The 21068-nt window shown below is 70.2% G+C and carries 21 protein-coding genes; 4 read left to right on the forward strand and 17 right to left on the reverse strand.

The window, feature by feature from the left end; genetic code table 11:
* Positions 1-4 precede the first annotated feature (4 nt).
* The 10 genes from ACWEOE_RS00615 to ACWEOE_RS00660 form a co-directional block, all read right to left on the reverse strand.
* Positions 5-745, reverse strand: a complete 741-nt coding sequence (locus ACWEOE_RS00615; RefSeq protein ID WP_452001904.1) for an amino acid ABC transporter ATP-binding protein — start codon at positions 743-745, stop codon at positions 5-7.
* Positions 742-1494, reverse strand: a complete 753-nt coding sequence (locus tag ACWEOE_RS00620; protein WP_452001907.1) for an amino acid ABC transporter permease — start codon at positions 1492-1494, stop codon at positions 742-744. Before ACWEOE_RS00620 ends, ACWEOE_RS00615 begins: the two co-directional genes overlap by 4 nt.
* A 7-nt stretch (positions 1495-1501) precedes the next feature.
* Complete coding sequence (locus ACWEOE_RS00625) at positions 1502-2269, reverse strand: transporter substrate-binding domain-containing protein (RefSeq protein ID WP_452001910.1); 768 nt, start codon at positions 2267-2269, stop codon at positions 1502-1504.
* A 43-nt stretch (positions 2270-2312) separates the two neighbouring features.
* The gene (locus ACWEOE_RS00630) at positions 2313-3116 is read right to left on the reverse strand and encodes a substrate-binding periplasmic protein (protein WP_452001913.1); all 804 of its coding nucleotides are present in this window, start codon (positions 3114-3116) and stop codon (positions 2313-2315) included.
* Positions 3117-3267: 151 nt separating this feature from the next.
* The gene (locus ACWEOE_RS00635) at positions 3268-3474 is read right to left on the reverse strand and encodes a hypothetical protein (RefSeq protein WP_452001916.1); all 207 of its coding nucleotides are present in this window, start codon (positions 3472-3474) and stop codon (positions 3268-3270) included.
* A gap of 93 nt (positions 3475-3567) precedes the next feature.
* Positions 3568-4995 carry an adenylosuccinate lyase gene (gene purB / locus ACWEOE_RS00640; RefSeq protein WP_452001919.1) on the reverse strand — a complete coding sequence of 476 codons (1428 nt, stop codon included), beginning with the start codon at positions 4993-4995 and terminating at the stop codon, positions 3568-3570.
* A 410-nt stretch (positions 4996-5405) separates the two neighbouring features.
* A complete protein-coding gene (locus tag ACWEOE_RS00645) occupies positions 5406-6296 on the reverse strand; it encodes a DUF4380 domain-containing protein (protein ID WP_452001921.1) in 891 nt (296 codons plus the stop codon).
* A complete protein-coding gene (gene dgoD / locus ACWEOE_RS00650) occupies positions 6290-7438 on the reverse strand; it encodes a galactonate dehydratase (protein WP_452001923.1) in 1149 nt (382 codons plus the stop codon). The genes ACWEOE_RS00645 and dgoD overlap by 7 nt, the downstream gene beginning before the upstream one ends.
* Positions 7439-7480: 42 nt before the next feature.
* Positions 7481-8185, reverse strand: coding sequence for an SDR family NAD(P)-dependent oxidoreductase (locus ACWEOE_RS00655; RefSeq protein WP_452001926.1), 705 nt, complete (start codon positions 8183-8185; stop codon positions 7481-7483).
* A 29-nt stretch (positions 8186-8214) separates the two neighbouring features.
* A complete protein-coding gene (locus tag ACWEOE_RS00660) occupies positions 8215-10323 on the reverse strand; it encodes a hypothetical protein (RefSeq protein ID WP_452001929.1) in 2109 nt (702 codons plus the stop codon).
* A 137-nt stretch (positions 10324-10460) separates the two neighbouring features.
* Here ACWEOE_RS00660 and ACWEOE_RS00665 point away from each other — a divergent pair, with 137 nt between their 5' ends.
* From ACWEOE_RS00665 to ACWEOE_RS00675, 3 genes are read left to right on the forward strand one after another with little or no spacing between them, the layout of a single operon-like run.
* Positions 10461-11405 (forward strand): sugar kinase, encoded by a 945-nt coding sequence (locus ACWEOE_RS00665; protein ID WP_452001932.1) that lies wholly within the window; start codon positions 10461-10463, stop codon positions 11403-11405.
* On the forward strand, positions 11402-12016 hold the full coding sequence (locus ACWEOE_RS00670) for a bifunctional 4-hydroxy-2-oxoglutarate aldolase/2-dehydro-3-deoxy-phosphogluconate aldolase (RefSeq protein WP_452001935.1): 615 nt from the start codon (positions 11402-11404) through the stop codon (positions 12014-12016). Before ACWEOE_RS00665 ends, ACWEOE_RS00670 begins: the two co-directional genes overlap by 4 nt.
* A complete protein-coding gene (locus tag ACWEOE_RS00675) occupies positions 12013-13011 on the forward strand; it encodes a lactonase family protein (RefSeq protein ID WP_452001937.1) in 999 nt (332 codons plus the stop codon). The genes ACWEOE_RS00670 and ACWEOE_RS00675 overlap by 4 nt, the downstream gene beginning before the upstream one ends.
* A 66-nt stretch (positions 13012-13077) precedes the next feature.
* On the opposite strand, the gene ACWEOE_RS00680 is transcribed toward ACWEOE_RS00675, so the two are convergent.
* Genes ACWEOE_RS00680 through ACWEOE_RS00695 form a run of 4 tightly spaced genes read right to left on the reverse strand, consistent with a single transcriptional unit; the run spans position 13078 to position 18236 of the window.
* The gene (locus tag ACWEOE_RS00680) at positions 13078-15126 is read right to left on the reverse strand and encodes an alpha-galactosidase (protein ID WP_452001940.1); all 2049 of its coding nucleotides are present in this window, start codon (positions 15124-15126) and stop codon (positions 13078-13080) included.
* Positions 15123-16010, reverse strand: a complete 888-nt coding sequence (locus tag ACWEOE_RS00685) for a carbohydrate ABC transporter permease (RefSeq protein ID WP_452001943.1) — start codon at positions 16008-16010, stop codon at positions 15123-15125. Before ACWEOE_RS00685 ends, ACWEOE_RS00680 begins: the two co-directional genes overlap by 4 nt.
* A gap of 2 nt (positions 16011-16012) precedes the next feature.
* Positions 16013-16897: a carbohydrate ABC transporter permease gene (locus ACWEOE_RS00690; RefSeq protein ID WP_452001946.1), complete on the reverse strand. Its 885-nt coding sequence runs from the start codon at positions 16895-16897 to the stop codon at positions 16013-16015.
* A gap of 31 nt (positions 16898-16928) precedes the next feature.
* On the reverse strand, positions 16929-18236 hold the full coding sequence (locus tag ACWEOE_RS00695) for an ABC transporter substrate-binding protein (protein ID WP_452001948.1): 1308 nt from the start codon (positions 18234-18236) through the stop codon (positions 16929-16931).
* Between the two features lie 162 nt (positions 18237-18398).
* Here ACWEOE_RS00695 and ACWEOE_RS00700 point away from each other — a divergent pair, with 162 nt between their 5' ends.
* Positions 18399-19103 (forward strand): FadR/GntR family transcriptional regulator, encoded by a 705-nt coding sequence (locus ACWEOE_RS00700; RefSeq protein ID WP_452001951.1) that lies wholly within the window; start codon positions 18399-18401, stop codon positions 19101-19103.
* A 4-nt stretch (positions 19104-19107) separates the two neighbouring features.
* Here ACWEOE_RS00700 and ACWEOE_RS00705 read toward each other — a convergent pair whose 3' ends face one another.
* From ACWEOE_RS00705 to ACWEOE_RS00715, 3 genes are read right to left on the reverse strand one after another with little or no spacing between them, the layout of a single operon-like run.
* Positions 19108-19707: a TetR/AcrR family transcriptional regulator gene (locus ACWEOE_RS00705; RefSeq protein ID WP_452001954.1), complete on the reverse strand. Its 600-nt coding sequence runs from the start codon at positions 19705-19707 to the stop codon at positions 19108-19110.
* 36 nt (positions 19708-19743) lie between these two features.
* Positions 19744-20451, reverse strand: coding sequence for a hypothetical protein (locus tag ACWEOE_RS00710; RefSeq protein ID WP_452001956.1), 708 nt, complete (start codon positions 20449-20451; stop codon positions 19744-19746).
* On the reverse strand, positions 20444-20953 hold the full coding sequence (locus ACWEOE_RS00715; protein ID WP_452001959.1) for a SigE family RNA polymerase sigma factor: 510 nt from the start codon (positions 20951-20953) through the stop codon (positions 20444-20446). Before ACWEOE_RS00715 ends, ACWEOE_RS00710 begins: the two co-directional genes overlap by 8 nt.
* Positions 20954-21068 lie beyond the last annotated feature (115 nt).

Consider the following 21068-nt stretch of genomic DNA (forward strand, 5'->3'; position numbering starts at 1 on the left):
AGGTTCAGAGCACCTGCGACAGGAACTGCTGCAGACGGGGGCTTTGCGGGTTGTCGAAGATCTGGTCCGGTGTTCCCTGTTCCACGATGCGGCCCGCGTCCATGAACGCCACCTCGTCGGCGACGCTGCGGGCGAAGCCCATCTCGTGCGTCACCACGATGAGGGTGAGGCCCCGGGAAGCGAGGCCGGCCATGAGGGTGAGGATGCCCTTGACCAGTTCGGGGTCGAGGGCGGAGGTGGCCTCGTCGAAGAGCATCACCTCGGGGTCCATGGCCAGGGCGCGCGCGATGGCCACGCGTTGCTGCTGCCCGCCCGACAGGGCCGAGGGGCGGAAGGGCGCCTTGTCCGCCAGGCCGACCTCGGCCAGCCGCGCGTGGGCGACCGCGGACGCCTCCTCTTTGGACAGTCCCTTCACGCTGCGCAACGGCAGCACGATGTTGTCCAGCACGCTGCGGTGCCCGAAGAGGTTGAAGTGCTGGAACACCATGCCCACGCGCTGGCGCAGCACGTCGGGGTCGGCGTGGATCACGCTCTCGCCGTCGAGCAGGAGGTCGCCGCGGTCGGGTTCCTGCAGGCGGTTCACGCAGCGCAGCAGCGTGGACTTGCCCGAGCCCGAGGGGCCGATCACGCACGTCGTCTTGCCCGAAGGCACCTGCAGGTCGATGCCGCGCAGGACTTCGAGCGTGCCGAAGCTCACGTGGATGTCGCGAAGCTCCACACTGGACGATCGCACCGCGGTGGTCACAGGTTCATCCCCGATCCGCTCGTCACGAGCTGCAGGTCGGACTCCGCGCGGACCTTGCGGCCCGTCTGCAGGCGTTTGTCGATGTAGTTCACCAGGTGCGTGAGCGGCACGGTGATCACGAGGTACACGAACCCGGCCGCCACCAGCGGCGACAGGTTGCCCGTGTTGGCCGCGAGGTCCTGGCCGATGCGGAACAGCTCGCGCTGCGACGTGATGAACCCGAGGAAGTAAACGAGGGTCGAGTCCTTGACCAGCGCGATGAACTGGTTCACCAGCGCGGGCAGCACGCGGCGCACGCCCTGGGGGATCACCACGAGCAGCATGGCCTTGGTGTAGGTCATGCCGAGCGCGCGGCTGGCCTCCATCTGTCCTTTGTCGACGCTCTGGATGCCCGCGCGGAAGATCTCGCCGATGTACGCCGCCGCGATCAGGCTCAGCGCCGTGATGCCCAATGGGTACGGGTTGTGCCCGACGATCGGCCGCGCGAGCGTGCCGAGGCCCTGGCCGATCACGAGGATCGTGAGGATCGCCGGCAGGCCGCGGAAGATGTCGGTGTACACGCGGGCCGGCCAGCGCAGCCAGACCTTCGTGGACAGGCCCATCACCGCGAGCACCATGCCCAGCAGCGTGCCGATGATCGCCGACGCGCCGGCGAGGATCAGCGTGTTCCACAGGCCCGTCTTGAGCAGGTCGGGGAACACCTGCCAGATGTAGTCCCAGTTGAGGAAGGTGTCGAGGAACTGGTCCATCGGAGAACTACTGCCCGCCCGCGAAGCCGGCCGGCACCGGCTCGTTGGGTTCGAACTGCTGGTGCACCCTCTTCCAGGTGCCGTCGGCGACGGCCTTCTTGATGCCGTCGTTGAGCTTGTTCAGCAGGTCGGTGCTGCCCTTCTTCACGGCGAACCCGTGCGGGATCGTCGTGGTGATCTCCTTGGTCACCTTCAGGCCCGGGTTCTTCGTCGCGTAGTCCTCGGCCGAGGCCGCGTCGAACACCGCGCCGTCGATCGCCGCCGACTTGAGCGCGCTCAGCGCCGCCGCGTCGTTCGGGAAGCGCACGGCCTGGGCCTGGGGTGCGTTGGCGCCGAGCCAGGTGTCGGAGACGGTGCCCTGCACCACGCCGATTCGCTTGCCCGACAACGACTTCTCATCGGTGATGCCCGCCGTGTCCTTGGCCTCGATGCCGAGCGACTGGTAGTTGTACGGATCGGAGAACGCCACGGTCTGCTTGCGCGCGTCGGTCTGCGCGATGCCCGCGCTGCCGATGTCGAACGTGCCGTTGGCGACCTGGCCCAGCAGCGCCGAGAAGTCGACCGCGACGAACTCGACCTTGAGGTTCTCCTTGGCCGCGATGTCCTTCAGCAGCTCGTTGTCGAACCCGGTGAACTGGCCGTTTTCCTGGTACGCGTTGGGCCGCGAGTCGCTCAGCGTGCCGACGCGCAGGGTGTCACCACTGGCGTCGCCGCCGCACGCGGTGAGCGTCGCGACCAGAGCCGCCGTGACGGCTGTGACCAATGTCTTCTTCATGTCACTCCTCAGCTTGCTGGCCGGAAAATGCAGGATAGGGCAGTCACGCGTTCTTCACCGGCAGACCGGGACCGCCCTGGGCGAGCTCCGCCGCCACGGGCGCCTGCTTGAAGAACTGCGCGTGCAGCCGCGCGACGGTACCGTCCGCGATGGCCTTCGCGAGCCCGTCGTTGAGCTTGGCCAGCAAGTCCGGATTGGACTTGGCCACCGCGTAGGCCGAGGGCGTGTCCTTGTCCAGCACGGTGTACCCGAACTCGAGCGGGACACTCGGGTTCTGGTCGAGATACTTCTGCCCGATGTCCTTCGGCACCACCCAGCCGTCGAGCCCACCGTCCTTGAGCTGCGCGAAACCCGCGTTGTAGTCGGGGAAGCGCACGACCTCGGCGCCGCCGAGCTTGCCCGCGAACTCGTCCTGGACCGAACCCTGCACCACACCCAGGCGCTTGCCCGCGAACGCACCCGCGTCGGCCGGCGCAGCGCCTTTCTTGCCGACGACGGTGGTGTAGCTCGTGTCGTAGCCGTTGGAGAAGGAGACGGTCTTCTTGCGCGCGGCGGTGGCGGAGATCGTGGAGCTGCCGATGTCGAGCTGGCCACTCGCGACCTTGGCGAGCAGGCCCGAGAACTCGGTGCCGACGAACTCGACCTGGAAGCCCTCGCGCTTCGCGATGTCGCGCAGCAGTTCGTTGTCGTAGCCGGTGAACTGGCCGTTTTCGAGGTAGATGCTCGGCGGCGCGTCCGTGAGGGTGCCGACGCGCAGCGTCTGGCCCGACGCGTCCGACGAGCCACACGCGGTGAGTGTGAAGACGGAAGCGACCACGACGGCGACAAGGGAAACGAGCTTGCGCATGACTTCTTCCTGGAGCTTGGAACGGGTGCCGGAAACGAGGAAGCGCCAGGCCGCGGGGTGCGGCCTGGCGCTTCCGGGGTTCAGCGTCCGAGATTAGGGCTTTCGCCCGATCGGGTAACTTCGTCTCACTAGGTGGACTGAGTAAGCGCAATCACAAAGACGCGCACCAGTCGAGCCGGGATCGGATTCCGGTGAGCGGGATGCGGCGGCGGCACCGGGTACCGAGACCGGCGTCTGCACCACCCGGCACGCCACCTGCGCCGCAGCCGGTGGCGGTGGCGGTGGCGGGCCGCTCGAACAAGCGGCCCGCCGGCCCGGCGGTGAACAGGAGGACCAGGGCACGGCGGGCGAGGGGCATCGTCGACTCTCCTTCTGTCGCCAGTGCCCAGGGGCTGGGACGCCGCCTCGCTCCGCAGTAGCCCGATATTCCGTCAGGTCCCGTCAGCGCTGCTCACAGAATCGGCCGCGGCGAATAACCCGACGCCTCCGGGAAGCGCTCCAGCACTCGCTCCACGCGCTGGGCCACCTCCTCGACCTGCGCCGGCGCCACACCCGTGAACGAGATGCGGTCGGCGAGGAGTTTGTCGAGGTCACCGCGGTCCAGCGGCAAGCGGGAGTCGGCCGCGAGGCGGTCGAGCAGGTCGTTCTCGGTGCCGCGCTCGCGCATGGCCAGCGCCACGCCGACGGCGTTCTCCTTGATCGCCTCGTGGGCCGCCTCGCGCCCGACGCCGGCGCGCACCGCCGCCATGAGCACCTTCGTGGTGGCGAGGAACGGCAGGTAGCGATCGAGCTCACGCTCGACCACCGCAGGGAACGCGCCGAACTCCGCCAGCACCGTGAGGAACGTCTCGAGCAGGCCGTCCAGCGCGAAGAACGCGTCGGGCAGCGCGACGCGGCGCACGACCGAGTCGGAGACGTCACCCTCGTTCCACTGGTCGCCCGCGAGCTCGCCGATCATCGACAGGTGCCCGCGCAGCACCACCGCCAGGCCGTTGACGCGTTCGCACGAGCGCGTGTTCATCTTGTGCGGCATGGCCGACGAGCCGACCTGGCCCGGCTTGAAGCCCTCGGTCACGAGCTCGTGGCCGGCCATCAGCCGGATCGTCTTGGCGAGGCTCGACGGCGCCGCGGCCAGCTGCACCAGCGTGGACAGCACGTCGAAGTCGAGCGACCGCGGGTAGACCTGGCCCACGCTCACGAAGTGGTTGCGGAAGCCGAGGTGCTCCGCGATCTTCGACTCAAGAAGGTCCAAAGTGGACTCATTGCCGAGCAGGTCGAGCATGTCCTGCGCGGTGCCGACCGGGCCCTTGATGCCGCGCAGCGGGTAGCGCTCGATGAGGTTGTCCAGGCGGGAGAACGCGACCAGCAGCTCGTCGGCCGCCGTCGCGAACCGCTTGCCGAGCGTGGTGGCCTGCGCGGCGACGTTGTGCGAACGCCCGGCCATCACGAGGTCCGAGTGCTCCACGGCCAGCGCGGCCAGGCGCGCGAGCACCGCGGCGACACGGCCGCGCATGAGCTCCAGCGACCGCAGCTGCTGCAGCTGCTCCACGTTCTCCGTGAGGTCGCGCGAGGTCATGCCCTTGTGCACGTGCTCGTGGCCGGCGAGGGCGTTGAACTCCTCGATGCGGGCCTTCACATCGTGGCGCGTCACCCGCTCGCGCTCGGCGATCGAGTCGAGGCGCACGTCGTCGATCACCCGCTCGTAGTCGGCGAGCACGCCTTCGGGCACCTCGACGCCCAGCTCGTTCTGCGCGCGCAGCACGGCGAGCCACAGTTGGCGCTCCAGCACCACCTTCTGCTCGGGAGACCACAGCCGCACCAGCTCCGGCGAGGCGTAGCGGGCGGCGAGCACGTTGGGAATCCGGGGCTTGTCCGTCACGCGGCCACGATACCCGTGCAGGTCAGAGGTGGTCGGGGCCGGTGGGACCCAGGTGGGCACCACCGGTTCGGCCTCGCGAAGGCCTCGGCACCCCGTGCACCGAGCCGGGCCAGAGCCTGACACAACCGACACGGCGGACGCGAGGGATTTATCCCGGGGCCCCGCGAATTGGAAAATCCAACCCGACTGGTGTGAGCACTTCTGGTGCGGCCGGCAGGCCAAGCTCGTCGCCGAAGACATCCTGGTCGGCAACGCGGGCACCGGGGTGTCCGGGCCCATAGGCTCGATCACGCAGGCCGACGTTGACCGGATATGGGCGGTCAACGTCCACGGTCTGGTCACCGTGACCGAGCGCACACCGACGAACGCCTGAGCCGCTCGGCCCGGCACTCCGGCGAGCGGGTGCCCGGTCAGCGGCCGACGGATCCCATGACCGTCAACGAAGTCCGCGCACCCGGCGCGAGCGTGGTCATCGGGCCGAGTGCCTCAAGCTCGACGATCCGCCCCGGCGGGTCGAGGTCACCGAGCGCGGCGAGCGGTTCCGGCAACGGGTGCTCGAGCCAGATCTCCAGCGGCGAACCGGAGTCCGGGTACTCAGCGCCGGCGTCGACGTCGAACGACAGCGTGAGCGTGACCCCGGAGACCGAGCACGACACCCAGCCCGCCGTGTCGGGCACCCCGAGCTTGCCGACGACGTCCTGGGGCGGCACCACCAGCGTGGCACCGTCCACTGTGTACTCGGGGTTCCCGGTGCCCGCCACGAGCTCCACCACGGCCGGCGCCTGTGTACCCGCCAGACCCGCCGTGACGGTGCCGCCGCCGGGCAGCTGCGTCACGTTCCACAAGGCCCAGCGCACGGGCGCCGAACTGCAGTTCTCCGCCGTGAGCCGCAGCGTGTACGACGCGCCGGAACCCAACGTCAACGAGCGGGTGAACCGCAGGCCTGTGCGCGGATCGACGCCGCTGGTCAGCGTCACCGACAACGGGGAAAGACCGGAGACGGCGTACGGGCCCGAGTCCAGCACGGGGTCCGGCGGCCCCGCCCATTCCCCGGGCCCGTCCCAGCCCTGCGGTGCGGGCCAGGTCTTGTCGCCGCCGTAGTTGACCCAGTCGCCCATCCGCCCGGAGTTGGGCACCGGGTCGCGACCGTCCAGGAGCCGCAGGTCGTCGCCCAGCAACGCCGGGTTGCGCCACAACAACTCCACGCCGCCGTGGACCAGCGACAACAGCCGCCCGCCCAGGGCCGGGACGATGCCGAGGCGCAACACGCCGTTGTCGAGCCACACGACGTCGGTCACCATTCGGCGAGCCCGCCGTCGTCCAGGCGCCACACCGGCGAACGCCAGGAGTGGCCCTTCTCGTCGGCGCGGCGCACCGCGGCCTCGTCGACCTCGATGCCGAGGCCCGGGCCGGTGGGGCGGGCCGCGTAGCCGTCGGTGAAGCGGAACAGGCCTGAGCCGGTGAGGTAGCTCAGCGGTTCGAGGCCCTGGTGGTAGTGCATGCCCAGGCTTTGTTCCTGGATCAGGAAGTTGGGCGTGGCGAACGCGACCTGCATCGAGGCCGCGAGCGAGATCGGCCCGAGCGGGCAGTGCGGGGCCATGCTCGCGCCGTAGACCTCGGCGAGCGCCGCGATGCGCCGCAGCTCGGAGATCCCGCCCGCGTGCGACGGATCGGGCTGCACCACCGCGACGCCCGCGTCGAGCACCGGCTTGAACTCCCAGCGCGAGTACAGCCGTTCGCCGACCGCGACCGGCACCGTCGACGCGGACACCACCGAGGCCAGCGCACCACCCTGGGTCTCGGGCAGCACCGGCTCCTCGACGAACATCGGCTGCACTTCTTCGAGCATCTTCACCAGCCGGCGCGCCATCGCGGGCGACACGCGGCCGTGGAAGTCGATGGCGAGGTCGCGCTCCGGGCCCAGCGCCTCGCGCGCCTCACGCGCCCGGGCCAGCGCCGCGTTGGCTTCGGCCGGTGACGCGATGGGCGCGAGCGGTCCCGCCACGTTCATCTTCACCGCGGTGAACCCGGCTTCGACCTGCGCCGACACGGCGTCGAAGATCCCCGAGGGCCGATCGCCGCCGACCCACGAGTACACGCGCACGCGGTCGCGCACCGGGCCGCCGAGCAGCTCGTGCACCGGCACCCCGTGCACCTTGCCCGCGATGTCCCACAGCGCGTGGTCGAACCCCGCGAGCGCACTGGAAAGCACGGGTCCGCCGCGGTAGAACCCGCCGCGGCGCAACGTCTGCCAGTGGTCCTCGATGCGCAGCGGGTCCTGGCCCACGAGCAGCTCGGCCATCTCGTGCACGGCCGCACGCACCGTCTCGGCGCGGCCCTCGACCACGGGCTCGCCCCAGCCGGAGACGCCCTCGTCGGTCGACACCTTCAGGAACAACCAGCGTGGTGCGACGAGGAATGTCTCGATACCGGTGATCTTCACCTGGCCCCCATGTTCTAAGAGACACGGTCTATGAGACGCGGTCTAAGCGGAATCCTTGGCGGCCGACCAGCCGCCGTCGACGGTCAGGTCGGCACCCGTGACGTACGACGCCCCCGACGAGAGCAGGAACGCGATCACCGCGGCGACCTCGCCCGGGTCGCCCAGCCGGCCCGCGGGGGTCGCCCGCGCACTTCGTTCGGTGTCCTCTTCGCTGATCCGGTCCCACGCCTGCGTGCGCACGGGCCCGGGCAGCACCGAGTTCACGCGCACCTCGGGCCCGTACTCCACGGCGAGCTGGCGCGCCAGCGAAACCAGCGCGCCCTTGCTCGCCGCGTACGCCGGGTGGCCCGGCAGACCGAAGCGCGCGTGCACCGAGGACACCAGCACGACGGAACCGCGCCGCGCCCGCAGCGACGGCAGGCACGCCTTCACCGCGAGGTAGGAACCGGTGAGGTTCACGTCGAGCTGGTGCTGCCACTGCTCCCGCGCCATCTCGTGCAGCGGGCCGGTGGTCGGCACATAGGCGTTGCTGACGAGAGCATCGACCTCGCCGGCCTGCTCGATGACCCGCGCCCAGGTCGACTCGGCGGTCACGTCGCCGCGCACGCCGGCGAGGTCGCCGGGGAGGGGGGCGAGGTCCACACCCACGACCCGGTAGCCGTCGGCCTGCAGCCGGCGGGCCGTCGCCGCGCCGATGCCGGACGCGGCACCGGTCACCACGGCCGTCGGGTTGTCTGGTGTGGACATCGCCCCATCCTCTCCTTGAAGCCCTGAGCTCAGAGCTTGTCTACGCGGACATGGTCGTCCGGACCACGCACTCCGAGCCAGACACCATTCGCGTCAGCCGCACCGCCGAGGGTGCCGACGACACTGCCGGACGGGTACTTCGCCTGCTTGAACCAGCCGGAGAAGGCGGCGCCGTTGCGGTCGTTCTGCCACAGCGTGTAGTCGCTGGCCAGCGCGAACACCGACACCTTGTCGCCCTGCGCCACGAGCGTGGGGCTGCTGGAGATCGTGCCGCCGATGTTCGTCCAGTCCGACCAGCTGCCACTGCCGTCGCGGGTGCGGACCCACACGCCGTCGTCCGGGGTGCGGACGGCGACCGTGGTGCCGGTCGTCGAGGTCGCGGCGCCGGGGCGGCCGTAGATCTGCGTGTCGTTCGGCGCGCCGAGCGAGGACCAGCGGCCGTCGGTGGTGCGGGTCCAGACCAAACCGTCGGTGCCGCGCGTGTAGAGCGTGCCGTCGGCGGTCACGGACGGCGAGTCGGTGAGGTTCCCGCCGAGTCGGTGCCACGCGCCCCAGCGCTTGCCGTCGTAGGTCAGCTGCCACACGGCGTTGTCCAGACCGCGGACGTAGACGTCGATGTTCGAGCCACGGACGTTCGCCGCCGGCTGGCCGAGGAACGGGCCGCCGATGACCGAGGTGCCGCGACCGAGGCCCTGCGTCTCCAGCACGCCGAGCGGGCCGCGGGTGAAGGTCACGGTCTTGCCACCGGTGCGCACCACGGCCGGGCTGGCCGTCGCGCCGCTCGCGACGCTGGTGCCCGGCACCAGGTCCGTGCCGTGCAGCTTCAGGAACGCCGTGCCGTGCGCGGGAACCGTGACGGTGTACGTGCCGGTGGCGCTGCCACGGTCGGCGCGGGCGCGCAGGTCGCGGATCGAGACCTTGCCGGTGAGGCCGGCGTCGGCGAAGTTCAGCGTCATCTGTGTGGCCGCGTCACCGCGGTTGAGCAGCACGACCGCGCGGTCGCCGTCCTTCGACAGGCGCTTGCTGTAGGTGTCGGTGGAGCCGTTGTTCGCCACGCGGACGCCCTGGATGCCGAGCTTGTCCTGGTCGACGGCGATGATCTCGGGGTTCTTCAGCGTGTCGATCATCGACTGCGGCAGCGTGCGCGGGTCCGAGCCGATGATGAGCGGGGAGGCCATTTCCGCCCACAGCACGAGCTGCGTGGTCGACTCCTCCTCGTTCATCTCGAGGGTGCCCTGCTCGGTCTTGCGCATCGGGATCAGGAAGTCGGGGTCGTTCCAGTGCCCGGGGCCGTTGGCTTCGGGGTGCGCCGCGTTGACGTCGGCGTTGCGCAGCATGTCCTTGTAGATCCCCTCGTACGGGGTTCCGAAGGCCACGTCGGTGTTGGTGCGCCAGGAATCGGCCACGAGCGGGCCGAAGGTGTAGGACACGCCGGCGGTCTGGCTCGGCGTGTGCGGCACGCCCCAGTCGTCGGTGACGGGGTTGCAGATGTTCAGGATCATCTTGCGGCCCGCCTTCTGCAGGGCCGCGCTGAACTCGGTGTACGCCTTCGCCGGGTCGAGGTTGTTCGCGATGCCGCAGAGGAAGTCGACCTTGATGGCGTCGAACTTCCAGGTGGCGAAGCGTTTTGTGTCCTGCTCGTAGTAGCCCTGGCTGCCTGCGGCGCAGTTCTTGCCGTCGGACGGGCCGGCGTCGGTGTAGATGCCGGCGAGCAGGCCGCGGTCGTGGATGTACTTGACCAGCGCGTCCATGCCCGAGGGGAACCGCTCGGGGTCGGGCACCAGGTTGCCGTTCGCGTCACGCGGGACCTTGGCGTTCCAGCCGCCGTCGATCCACACGTACTTGTAGCCGGCCTTCGCGAGACCGCTCGACACGAGGTAGTCGGCGACCCCCTTCACGCCGGCCTCGGTCACGGTCGGCATGCCGAAGTAGTTGTTCCAGCCCATGTACGGCGTCTGTGCCAGGCCGGAGTTGTAGTAGTCCGGGGCGCCCTGGTCGGCGGCGCCGGACTGCTGGGGGAAGAGCGAGGCCGGGGCCGCGGAAGCGGGGGTCGCGAGCCCGAGCACGGTGGCGGCCGCGGCGGCGGCCGCCGTGATCGCTAGTGCCCTGCGGGATCTGCGTGGGGAACGCGGGAGCATGTGGGCGACACCTTTCGTCGTCGAAACAGCGCCGAACGGGGCCGTGATCTTCCGGCCCGCGAGCAGCATGCCGGGGCCGCGGAGGTCACGTCAAGAATAAATCCTAAATTAAGATTTCACGCGGTATGCTGCCTGCGATGAACGACATCGAAGTCCTCACCCTGGGCGAAGCGATGCGACTGCTGCTCGCCGAGCCCGGCGTCGCGCTGCGGCGTGCGCACTCCTTCCAGGCCTCGGTAGCCGGGGCAGAAGCCAACGTTTCCGTCGGGCTCGCCCGGCTCGGCCACCGCGTGCGCTGGCTCAGCCGCCTCGGCGACGACTCCTCGGGCGCCGCTGTGCTGAGCGCGCTGCGGGCCGAGGGCGTGGACGTCTCGGGCGTCGGGGTGGACCCGGCCGGGTTCACCGGGCTGCTGCTGCGCGACGACACCCCGGGCCGCGGCATCGACGTGCAGTACCACCGCGCGGGATCGGCAGCGTGCTCGATCTCCGCCGACTTCGTGCGGACCGCCGGCCTGGGTGGCGCGCGGCTCGTTCTCGTCTCCGGGATCACGGCGATGCTGTCGCCGTCCGCGCGCGACGCCGTGCTGGCGTTGTTCGAACTGGCGCGTGCGGAGGGGGCGACGATCGCGTTCGACCCCAACGTGCGGCTCAAGCTCGCGGCGCCGGCGCAGTGGCGCGAGACCGTGGGACCGCTGCTGCCCCAGGCGGATCTGGTGTTCGCCGGTGAGGACGAGCTGGAACTGCTCGACGCGTCGGCCGCCGATCTGATCGTCAGGGGGGTCGGCACGGTGGTGGTGAAGCAGCGCGACAAGGTGGCGCGCGCGGTCACGGCCGAGTACGAGTGGAGCCAGGAAACGCTGGTCACGCACGTCGTCGACCCCGTGGGCGCGGGTGACGCGCTCACGTCCGGCTACCTGTCGTCTTGGCTGCGCGGCGGCTCCCCCGCCGAGGCACTGCTGGCGGGGGCGGTTTCGGCCGCACTGGTCGTCGGCACGCGCACTGACCTTGAAGGACTGCCCGACCGGGCCGAGCTGGCCCGCACGAGCGCCGCCCTGGGTGGCGGCGAGGAGGTACATCGATGAGCTACCGGTGGGAGATCACGCACGCGGCCCTGCGGCAGGGGGTCGTGGGGATCGTGCGCACGCCCGACGCCGCGTCCGCCGTGGTCGCCGCGCGCGCCGCGCTGGACGCGGGCCTGCGGTCGATCGAGGTCCCGCTCACGAACCCCGGTGCCCTGGCGGCGATCGAGGAGCTCGGCGCGGCTTACCCCGACGCCACGATCGGCGCCGGCACGGTGCTCGACGAGGCTTCGGCCGTGCTCGCGATCCGCGCGGGGGCGCGGTTCCTGGTGTCGCCCAACGTCGAGGCCGCCGTGATCCGCACCGCTCACCGGTACGGCGCGGCCGCGTTCCCGGGCGCCGGTTCCGTGACGGAAATCGTGCGGGCGCTGGAAGAAGGCGCCGACGCGGTGAAGGTTTTCCCGGCCACGGCACTCGGCCCGCGGTGGGTCAAGGACGTGCGGGCCGCGCTGCCGCAGGCACCGCTCGTGCCGACGGGTGGAATCGCCCCCGAGGACGTGCCAGAGTGGCTCGCGGCGGGAGCGGTGGCCGTCGGCATGGGTTCGGCGCTCACGCGCGGGACGGCCGAGGACATCCGCGCCCGCGTGGCCGCGATGGTGAGGGAGGGCTCGTGACGGACGTCGTGCTGGTCGGCTGCTACACCGCCGAGATGGGCGGGAAGGGCAGCGGGATCTCCACGTTCCGCCGGGACGCTTCCGGGCTGGTGCTGGAGTCGACGCTGGAGCTGCGGTCACCGTCCTGGCTGGTCAAGCACCCGACGTTGCCGGTGCTGTACACCACGAACGAGACCGACGACGGCGCCGTCTCGTCGGTGTCGCTTGTGGACGGTGCGCTGTCCGTGCTGGACTCGGAGGTACCGAGCGGCGGTGCGCACCCGTGCCACCTCGCCGTGACGCCCGACGGCCGGTTCCTGCTGTGCGCCAACTACACCGGCGGCAGTCTCGCGGTGTTCGGGCTGTCCCCGGAAGGCCGGATCACGGGCCGGACGGACCTCGCGCAGCACAGCGGCACCGGCCCGCACGAGGTCCGGCAGGAGGCGGCCCACGTGCACATGGCGGTGCCGAACGCCGACGGGTCCGTGGTGAGCGCCGTGGACCTCGGGACGGACGAGATCCGCAGCTACACGCTGTCGGCCGCCGGTGAGCTGACGTTGCTGGCCGTGTCCCCCTTGCCGGCGGGGAGCGGGCCGCGGCAGCTCGTGCGGATTCCCGGCACCGACCTGGCGTACGTGGCCTGTGAGCTGTCCAGTGAGCTGCTGACGGTGCGGGAGACATCGCCGGGCGCGTTCTCCGTTGTCGCTTCGACGCCCGCTGTCCACGGAGCTTTCGACGGCGAGAACATCGTGGCCCACCTCGAGGTTCTCGACTCGGGGGTGTACCTGTCGAACCGCGGGGCGGACGTCGTCACGGCGTTCTCGGGGTCGCCCGTGGCCGCCGTGGCGGATCAGGCTTGCGGCGCGCACCCGCGGCACTTCGCCGTGGTGGACGGGATTTGTTACGTCGCGGCACAGTTCGCCGACAAGATCACGGCGTTTCCGCTGGATGAGCTGGGGAAGGCCGAGGTCGTGGAGTTTACGACGGGGTCGCCGAGTTTCGTGCTGGCACTCTGACCTGGTTCACACGAAAGCGCCCTGCCGGTGAAGAACCGGCAGGGCGCTCTTTTTGTCGAACCTGCTTCAGACCTGCGTCAAGGCGAAGATCTCGGCATCGCGGGAGGCGGTCCACTCCACCGGCAGACCGACGTGCACGAGATGGGCACCGGAGTACTCGGCGCCGGCTTCGTCGCGGTAGGTCGCGGACGCGTCCAAGCCGCGCAGCTTGATGCGGGACGAACGGCCGGGCACCAGCGGCGTCCCCACCAGCTCGCCCGTGCTCCAGGCCAGCACGACGGTCTGCGAGCCCAGCGTGTACTGCGTGGCCACCGTCGCCTCGGCGGGTCCCGAAAGGACCCGACACTGTCCTGTGTGGATGATCGTGCGCAAGTCCTTGTACCGCGCGATCAGCTCCGCGGCCTCCGAACGCTGGTCGGCGTCCCATTTCGAGAGGTCCGCGCCGATGCCCAGCACACCGGCCATCGCGAGCACGAACCGGAACCGCAGCGAACGCGGGCGCGGGTCGAACACACCGGGCGCGTCGGTGACCCACGAGCTCATCAAGTGCGGCGCGTGCATCAGCAGGAAGCCGTCCTGGATGCGCAGGCGGTCGAGCGGCGCGGTGTTGTCGCTGGGCCACACCACGTCCGAACGCGACACCGTCGCCAGGTCCGTGCGGCCGCCACCGCCGGCGCACGATTCCACGATGAGGTCGGGGTACGTCGTGCGCAGGTGGTCGAGCAGGCGGTGGTAGCCGGCCACGTGCTCGGCGTCGAGGTCGGCCGTCGGGGCGCCGGGGCGGCCGCGTTCGGTCGGCGGGCGGTTCATGTCCCACTTGAGGTAGCTGATCGGGTACGTGGTGAGCAGGTCGTCGAGCATCCCGCGCACGTACTCGAACACCTCGGGTTTGCCGAGGTCGAGCAGCAGCTGGTTGCGGATCAGCGTGGGCTCGCGACCGTCGCGGCGGTAGATCCAGTCGGGGTGCTCGGCGTACAGCTTCGACTTCGGGCTGATCGCCTCGGGCTCCACCCACAGGCCGAAGTCGAGCCCCAGCGCGCGCACCGAGTCCGCGAACGCGCCGAATCCGCCCTCGAACGACGACTGTTCCGGCGTCCAGTCGCCCAGGCCGCCGGTGTCGTCGTCGCGGCCGATGAACCAGCCGTCGTCCACCACGAACAGTTCCACACCGAGTTCGGCGGCCTGCTTGGCCAGGTCGAGCTGGCGGGCGCCCTGAACCTCGAATCCCGTGGCTTCCCAGGAGTTGTAGAGCACCGGACGCCGGTTCTTCAGGCGTGAGCCGGCGAGCTTGCGCGAGTACGCGTGCCACACGGAAGCAAGGCCCGTCAGACCGTCCACACTGGAGGCCAGCGCGAGTTCCGGAGTGGCCAGCGAGGCACCGGGTTCGAGCCAGATCGGACCGGGACTGGCGAGCCGACCGGCCCGCACGCGAGTGAGCCCACTGGGCTCGATCTCCGCGTCGATCTCCCACGAACCCGACCAGGCCAGGGAAACGCCGTACGCGGGGCCGTCGGGCACACCCGCGTCCTGCACCGCCAGCCACGGCACGTACTGGTGGCCCGGCACGCCGAAGCGGCTCTCCATGCGAAACGAACCGGCTTCGAGCACGGTCGAGCGGCGCGTGAACTCCTGCGACCACTGGCCGGTGAGGTACGTCAACCGGGAAGGTCCCGTCGGCACGCACACGCCGGCCGACCCGAGCCGGTCGATCTGCACCGCCGCGGAGCCGGTGTTGGTGAACTCGACCCACCGGCACAGCACGTCCGTGCCCGGCTCCGCGCGGTAGCACTGCACCGCCCGCAACCCCGTCAGCGAGTCGGCGAACGCCAACCGCAGCTCCGTCGGCATGGACTCGTCGGCGACGAACTGCCACCAGGAGTCCCCGGCCACCACCAGATCGGCGCCCGAGAACGGCCGCAGCCCGCGCGGTGCGTACTCGACCGGAGCCGCGTCCGCGTCGGTGATGAAGTGCACGTCACCGCGGTTCGCCAGCGGCGACGGCCCGTGCTCGACGCCGCGCGGACCCCACGCGACGAGCTCCAGCCACCGGTTGCCCGGCTCCAGCGCCACGGTGTACGAAGTGGACTCGAGTTCGAGTGTCCACCGCAAGCTCACTTGATCGCCCCGATCGCCAGTCCTGAGATGAAGTGCTTCTGGAACCGCAGGAACACGGCCACGGTCGGCACGGCGGCGATCACCGAACCGGCCGCGATCACGTTCCAGTTGGACACGTACTGGCCCTGCAGGCCCAGCAGCGCCGGCGTCACCGGCATCACGGTCTCGGTGCGCAGCACGGTGATCGACCACAGCAGGTCGTTGAACGTCCAGGTGAACGCCAGCGCGCCGAGCGCCGCCAGCGCTGGGCGGGTCATCGGCAGGATGATGCGCCAGAAGATGGTGATCGGCCCGGCGCCGTCGATGAGCGCCGCCTGCTGGATCTCGTCCGGAATGGACCGCATGAAGCCCTGCAGCACGAACGTGTAGAAGCCGAGCCCGAAGCCGACCTGCACGATGATGAGCGCCGTGAGCGTGTCGTAGATGCCGAGCAGCTCGGACAGCTTCGACACCGGGACCAGCAGGATCTGCGGCGGCAACAGGTTGCCCGACAGCATCACGAGGATGATCGTGCGCCGGAACGGGATCTGGAAGCGGCTCAGCGCGAACGCGGCGGCCGAGGCGAGCAGCAGCGAAAGCAGCACGGTCGGGACCGTGACGATGATGCTGTTGAGCATCGCGTGCCCACCGCCGCCGACGCCCCACGCCTCACCGAACGACCCGAGGTCGAACGAGTGCGGCAGCGCGCCGAGGCCGTTGCTCGCGATGTCGGAGAAGGACCGCACGCTCGTGGTGATCACGAGCACGATGGGCAGCAGCCACAGGACCGACAGCCCGCCGGCCAGCAGGTGGAAGCCGAACGTTCGGCCTTGCTTGCGGTGGTTGCGCTTGGCCGGCACGCGCTCGGCCGGCTCGGCGGCCGGCGCCGGCGCGGTCGTGGTCACGCTCACTGGTCCTCCCGGAACGCCCGCACGAGGTAGGTCACGATCACACCGAACGCGAGGATGAAGATCACCACGGCCAGCGCGGACGCGTAGCCGAGCCGCAGCGACTGGAACGCGGTGGAGTACATGTAGGTGCTCAGCAGCTCCGACGAGTGGTACGGCCCGCCCTTCGTCATCGACCACACCACGTCGAACGACCGCAGCGAGTCGATGATGATCACCGACAGGACCACCGAGTTCACGCTGCGCAGCTGCGGCCAGGTCACGTGCCGGAACTGCTGCCGGCCCGTGGCACCGTCCAATTTGGCCGCTTCGTACAGCGCCGGGTCGATGCCCTTGAGGCCGGCCAGGTACAGCACCATCACGTAACCGAGCTGACGCCACAGCGCCGGCACGAGCACCGCGTACAGCGCGGTGTCGGGATCGGCGAGCCACGAGTGCTTCCAGCTGTCGAGGCCGAGGGCGCCGAGGACGTTGTTGAACACCCCGTCGGGCTGGTAGATCGCCTGCCAGATCAACGCCGTCGCGACCAGCGAGAACACCACGGGCGTGAACAGCGCGGCCCGGTAGAACCCGACGCCCTTGCGTTCGCGGTTGAGCAGCATGGCGAGCCCGAGGCCGCCGACCGCCGACAGGCCGCCGAACAGCACGATCCAGATCACGGTGTCGAGCGCGGCCGTGCCGAAGATGTCGTCGGAGAACATCTCGGCGTAATTGCCGAAACCGACGAACGACGGCGCGGACACCCCGTCCCAGTTGGTCAGCGACAGGTAGAACCCCTGCAGCGCGGGCCAGAACACCCAGAAGCCCTCGACGGCCACGGGCACCAGCACGAACAGGAGCAGCGTCGGGGGCACGCGGCGGACCGCGCGCCTCCGACGCTTCACCGGGGCAGCCGGGGCTGCGAGCACCGCCATGTCAGGACTGCCCCTGGAAGACCTTCGCCGCGGCGGTCTGCCAGTCGCTCAGGATGGAGTCGAGCTCGTTCGGCTTCTGGATGAAGCGGATGAGCGCGGCGTCGGCCGTGGGCTGCAGCGCGTCGGAGGAGTCGCGGTTGAAGAACTGCGTGAGTTCCTTGGCCTCGTCGAGCATCTTCTTGCCCTTGACGACCAGCGGCGTGCCGTTGTTCTTCGCCGACGGGTTCGCGGGCAGCACCGTGCCGGAGGAGTTCTTGATGTAGAGCTCCTGCGCCTCGGCCGTGGCCACGTACTTGAACCACTCCTTGACCTCGGCCACGTGCGGCGTGCGGGCGCTGGCGAAGAAGCCGTCGGTCGGGCCCTCCTCGGCGACGGGCACGCTCGGGTCGAGGATCGGGAACTGGAAGAAGTCGAGGTCGTCCAGCGCGTCCTTCGGAGCGGCGTCGGCGAAGAAGGTGCCGGTGAGCACCATGCCGGTCTTGCCCTGCAGCAGCACGGTGGTGGCGTCCTGGAACGCGAGCGCCGTGCCGTTCGGGTCGGTGTAGGGCAGGGCCTGGCGCCACGGGTCGAAGATCTTCTTGACCTTCGGGTCGTCGAAGCGGCCGCGGCCGGCGAGCAGGTCGCGGTGGAACTGCGCGCCGTTGATGCGGATGTTGAGGTAGTCGAACCAGGCCGAGGCGGTCCACTGGGTGCCGCCGCCCGCGCCCATGCCGATGGGCGAGATGCCCTTGCCCTTCAACGTCTCGCACAGCGCGAGGAACTCGCTCCAGGTCTTCGGCGGCGTCACGCCCCACTTGGCGAAGTTCGACTTGCGGTAGAAGAAGCCCCAGAAGTAGTAGCTCGTGGGCACGAACACCTGGTGGCCCGCGCCGTCGCCGGAAAGGCTGCGCATGGCCGGGGTGTAGTTGCCCATCGTCTGCCACACGTCGCCGACGTCGAGCAGCAGGCCCTTCTTGGCGTAACCCGACAGGAGCGAACCCGGGTACCAGGTGAAGGTGTCGGGCGGGTTCGCCGAGGTCAGGTAGCTCGGCAGCTGCGTGCGGAAGGTTTCCGACGCGACCGTGTTGACCGTCGCCGTCGCGCCGCCCTTTTCGCCGAACGCCTTGGCGAGCGCCTCGATCGCGACCTTCGCCTGCGGTGAGGAGAGGTTCGACTGGACGGTGACCGCACCGGCGGCCTGTTTCACCGGGCCGTTGGAGGCCGAGGTGGCGCACGCGGCGAGGAAGCTGCTCGAACCGAGCGCGCCCAGGCCGACGAGGCCGGCGTTGCGCAGGAAATGACGGCGGGACAGGCCTTCTGCAGTCGTCATCGCGGTGACCCCTTTGTCTGAATGGAGCGTCGCTCCCCTGCGGGGGAGTGACTGCTGGCACAGACTTGCAACCGGGCTGGCGGCTGTCAAGATGTATTCATAATTTATGACGTAATCGCGTCCGAGGTAGGATGCCTTCGCTGCCGACTGAGGGGACCTCCATTGTCCGAACACCGGCCCCGCGGTCTGCACGGACAGACCGTGGAGACGCTCGCCGCCCGGATCCTGTCCGACGAGTGGGGCGAGGGCACCGTGCTCGACCTGCCCGCCCTGCGCGAAGAGCTGGACATCTCGTTGACCGCGCTGCGCGAGGCACTGAAAGTGCTGGCGGCCAAGGGAATGATCGACGCGCGCCAGAAGCGCGGCACCTTCGTGCAGCCACGCGACCAGTGGAACATGCTCGACACCGACGTGATGCGCTGGCAGACCGCGGCCAGCGACAACCCGGGCCTGCTCGACGAGCTCACCGAGGTCCGCACCGTCGTGGAACCCGCCGCCGCCCGCATCGCCGCCGAACGCGCCGACGACGCCGACCTGCTGGCCTTGCGCGCCGCCCTGAACGACATGATCACCGCCGGCGACGACCCGGAAGCCAGCGTGCGCGCCGACCTGACCTTCCACCGCGCCCTGATGACCGCGACGCACAACAACTTCCTGCTCCAGGTCGAACGCGTCATCGCCATCGGCCTCGCCGAGCGCGACAAGCTCGTGCACGGCTCGGGCCCGTCGGACAACCCGGTGCCTTCGCACCAGTTGGTGCTGGACGCAATCCTGGCCCGCGACCCGGCTGCGGCGGAGGGCGCGATGTTCGCACTGGTGACGAAGTCGCGGGACGACTTGGATCGGGCGAAGAAGTCGCGCCGGTAGCGGCTCAGCTCTCGGCCAGCGCCGCCTGCAACATCCGCGCCGCCGCGGCTCGGGGGGCCGGGTCGACGGCGATCAGGGCGTTCACCACGGCGCCGTCGACCAGGGCGACCAGTTTCTCGAGCTCGCTCGTGTCCAGAGGGGTGCCGGAGCGGGTGAAGATCTCCAGCAGCAGCTCGTTCAGCTGGTCCGACAGCGTGCGCATCAACGGCCGCAGGTACGGGCGGCGCCCGGTGGCCACCAACCGCTCGTAGCGCAGCAGCACGGCTTCCGCGTCGGCTTCCGGGTCGCCGCTGGGCGGGCCCAGCAGGAGGTCGAGCACGAGCTCGACGGTCGCCGAGACGCCGCGGTTGCGGGTGGCCAGCTCTTCCAGCTGCTGGCGCCCGTTGGCGAGCTCGACCTGCGAATGGTGCTCGACCGCAGCGGTGACGAGGTCTTCGAGGGAGTCGAAGTAGTACGTCGTCGACGCCAGCGGCAGGCCGGCACGCTCGGCGACGGCACGGTGGCGCACGGCGTCGAAGCCGCCCTCGGCGAGCAGCTCCGCGGCGGCTTCGACGAGGGTGGCTCGCCGGCGCTCGCCCTTCGGGGTGGTTGCTGCTGCCGTCATGGCCCATCATTCTGCCAGCCGCGCCCGCGGCGGGCGTCAGAACCGCGGCGCGAGCGAGGCGGCGAAGCGCGCCAGGTCACCTGCGTACGGCGCGGATTGCCCCAACCTCCCCGGAACGCTCACGAGCACGAGGGTCCCGCCGCTGCCGGTCGCGGACCGCTCGGTGACCGCGCCCGCCGACTGCGCCGGGTACGTCACGGGTGCGCCGCGCGGAAACACGGCCACGGAGATCGTTCCGCCGGGCACGGGGAACCCGGCGCCGCGGGCGCCCGTCGTGCAAATACTGCCCTGGGAGGCGCTCGTGGCGGTGAAGTGTCCTGGGAGCTCGCCAGCGAGGGCTGTGGCGAGCTCCCAGTCCACCTTTTCGCACCCGGAGGCGCCTTCGACCCGAGGGCCGGTCCTCCCGTCTCCACTACCTCCCTGCTGAGGCGGCAGAGCCGGGAAGTTCCCCTCCCCAGTACCCAGAGGACGCGCGGCCGAAGCCCCGGGTTGCGCCGGAGCCTCCGCCGAATTCATGACGGAGGCGGAATCGGACTTTCCGCCCGCGCCGCCGGCCACGAGACCCCACGCGCCGAAGCCCATCAGCGCCAGCACGACGGCACTGCCGCCCGCGGCGATGCGGTTGCGGCGGCGCAGCGTGAGCCGGCGCGACTCGCGCACGACGTCGTCCTTCGTGAACGTGGGTGGCGGCGGTTCGCCGGGCAGGCCGGAGAACAACGACTCGATGTCCCGGCGCTCATCCATTGGCCTCCACCTCCCGTTCCAGCACCTCTCGCAGGTTCGCCAGCCCTCGTGCGGTCTGGCTCTTCACGTTGCCTTCGCTGCAGCCCAGCGCCTTCGCGGCCGCACCGACGTCGAGGCCCTCGAAGTAGCGCAGCACCAGCACCGCGCGTTGCTTCGGCGGCACTTCCTTCAGCGCCGCCAGCAGGTCTTCCCTGGTCGCGACGTGGTCGGCCAGGCCCGGCGCGTCGGACGCGGGCTCCGGCAGCACCTCGGTCTGCCACTCCCGCCGCCACGGCCGGCGCGACTCGTCGATGACGGCGCGCACGAGCGTTTTGCGCACGTACGCGTCGGTCGCCGCGCGGTCCCTGATCTTCTTCCACCTCCGGTGCAGGGCGACGAACGCCGTCTGGGCGAGGTCGTCGGCCTTGTGCCAATCGCCACAGAGCAAGTACGCGGTCCGGCGCACGGCGTCGCGCCTCGCGGAGAAGTACTCCGCGAACTCGTCTTCGTCGCGCTGGTCCACGCGGTCCGTTGCTCCGCTCTTCTGCTCATCCGTCCCCAAGGACGGAACCGGGGGCGTCCACGGTTGCACGAGACCGCCGATCGCTTCCACCCCAGGCGCCGTTGATAGCGCGGGT

The organism is Amycolatopsis sp. NPDC004368, assembly GCF_053602515.1.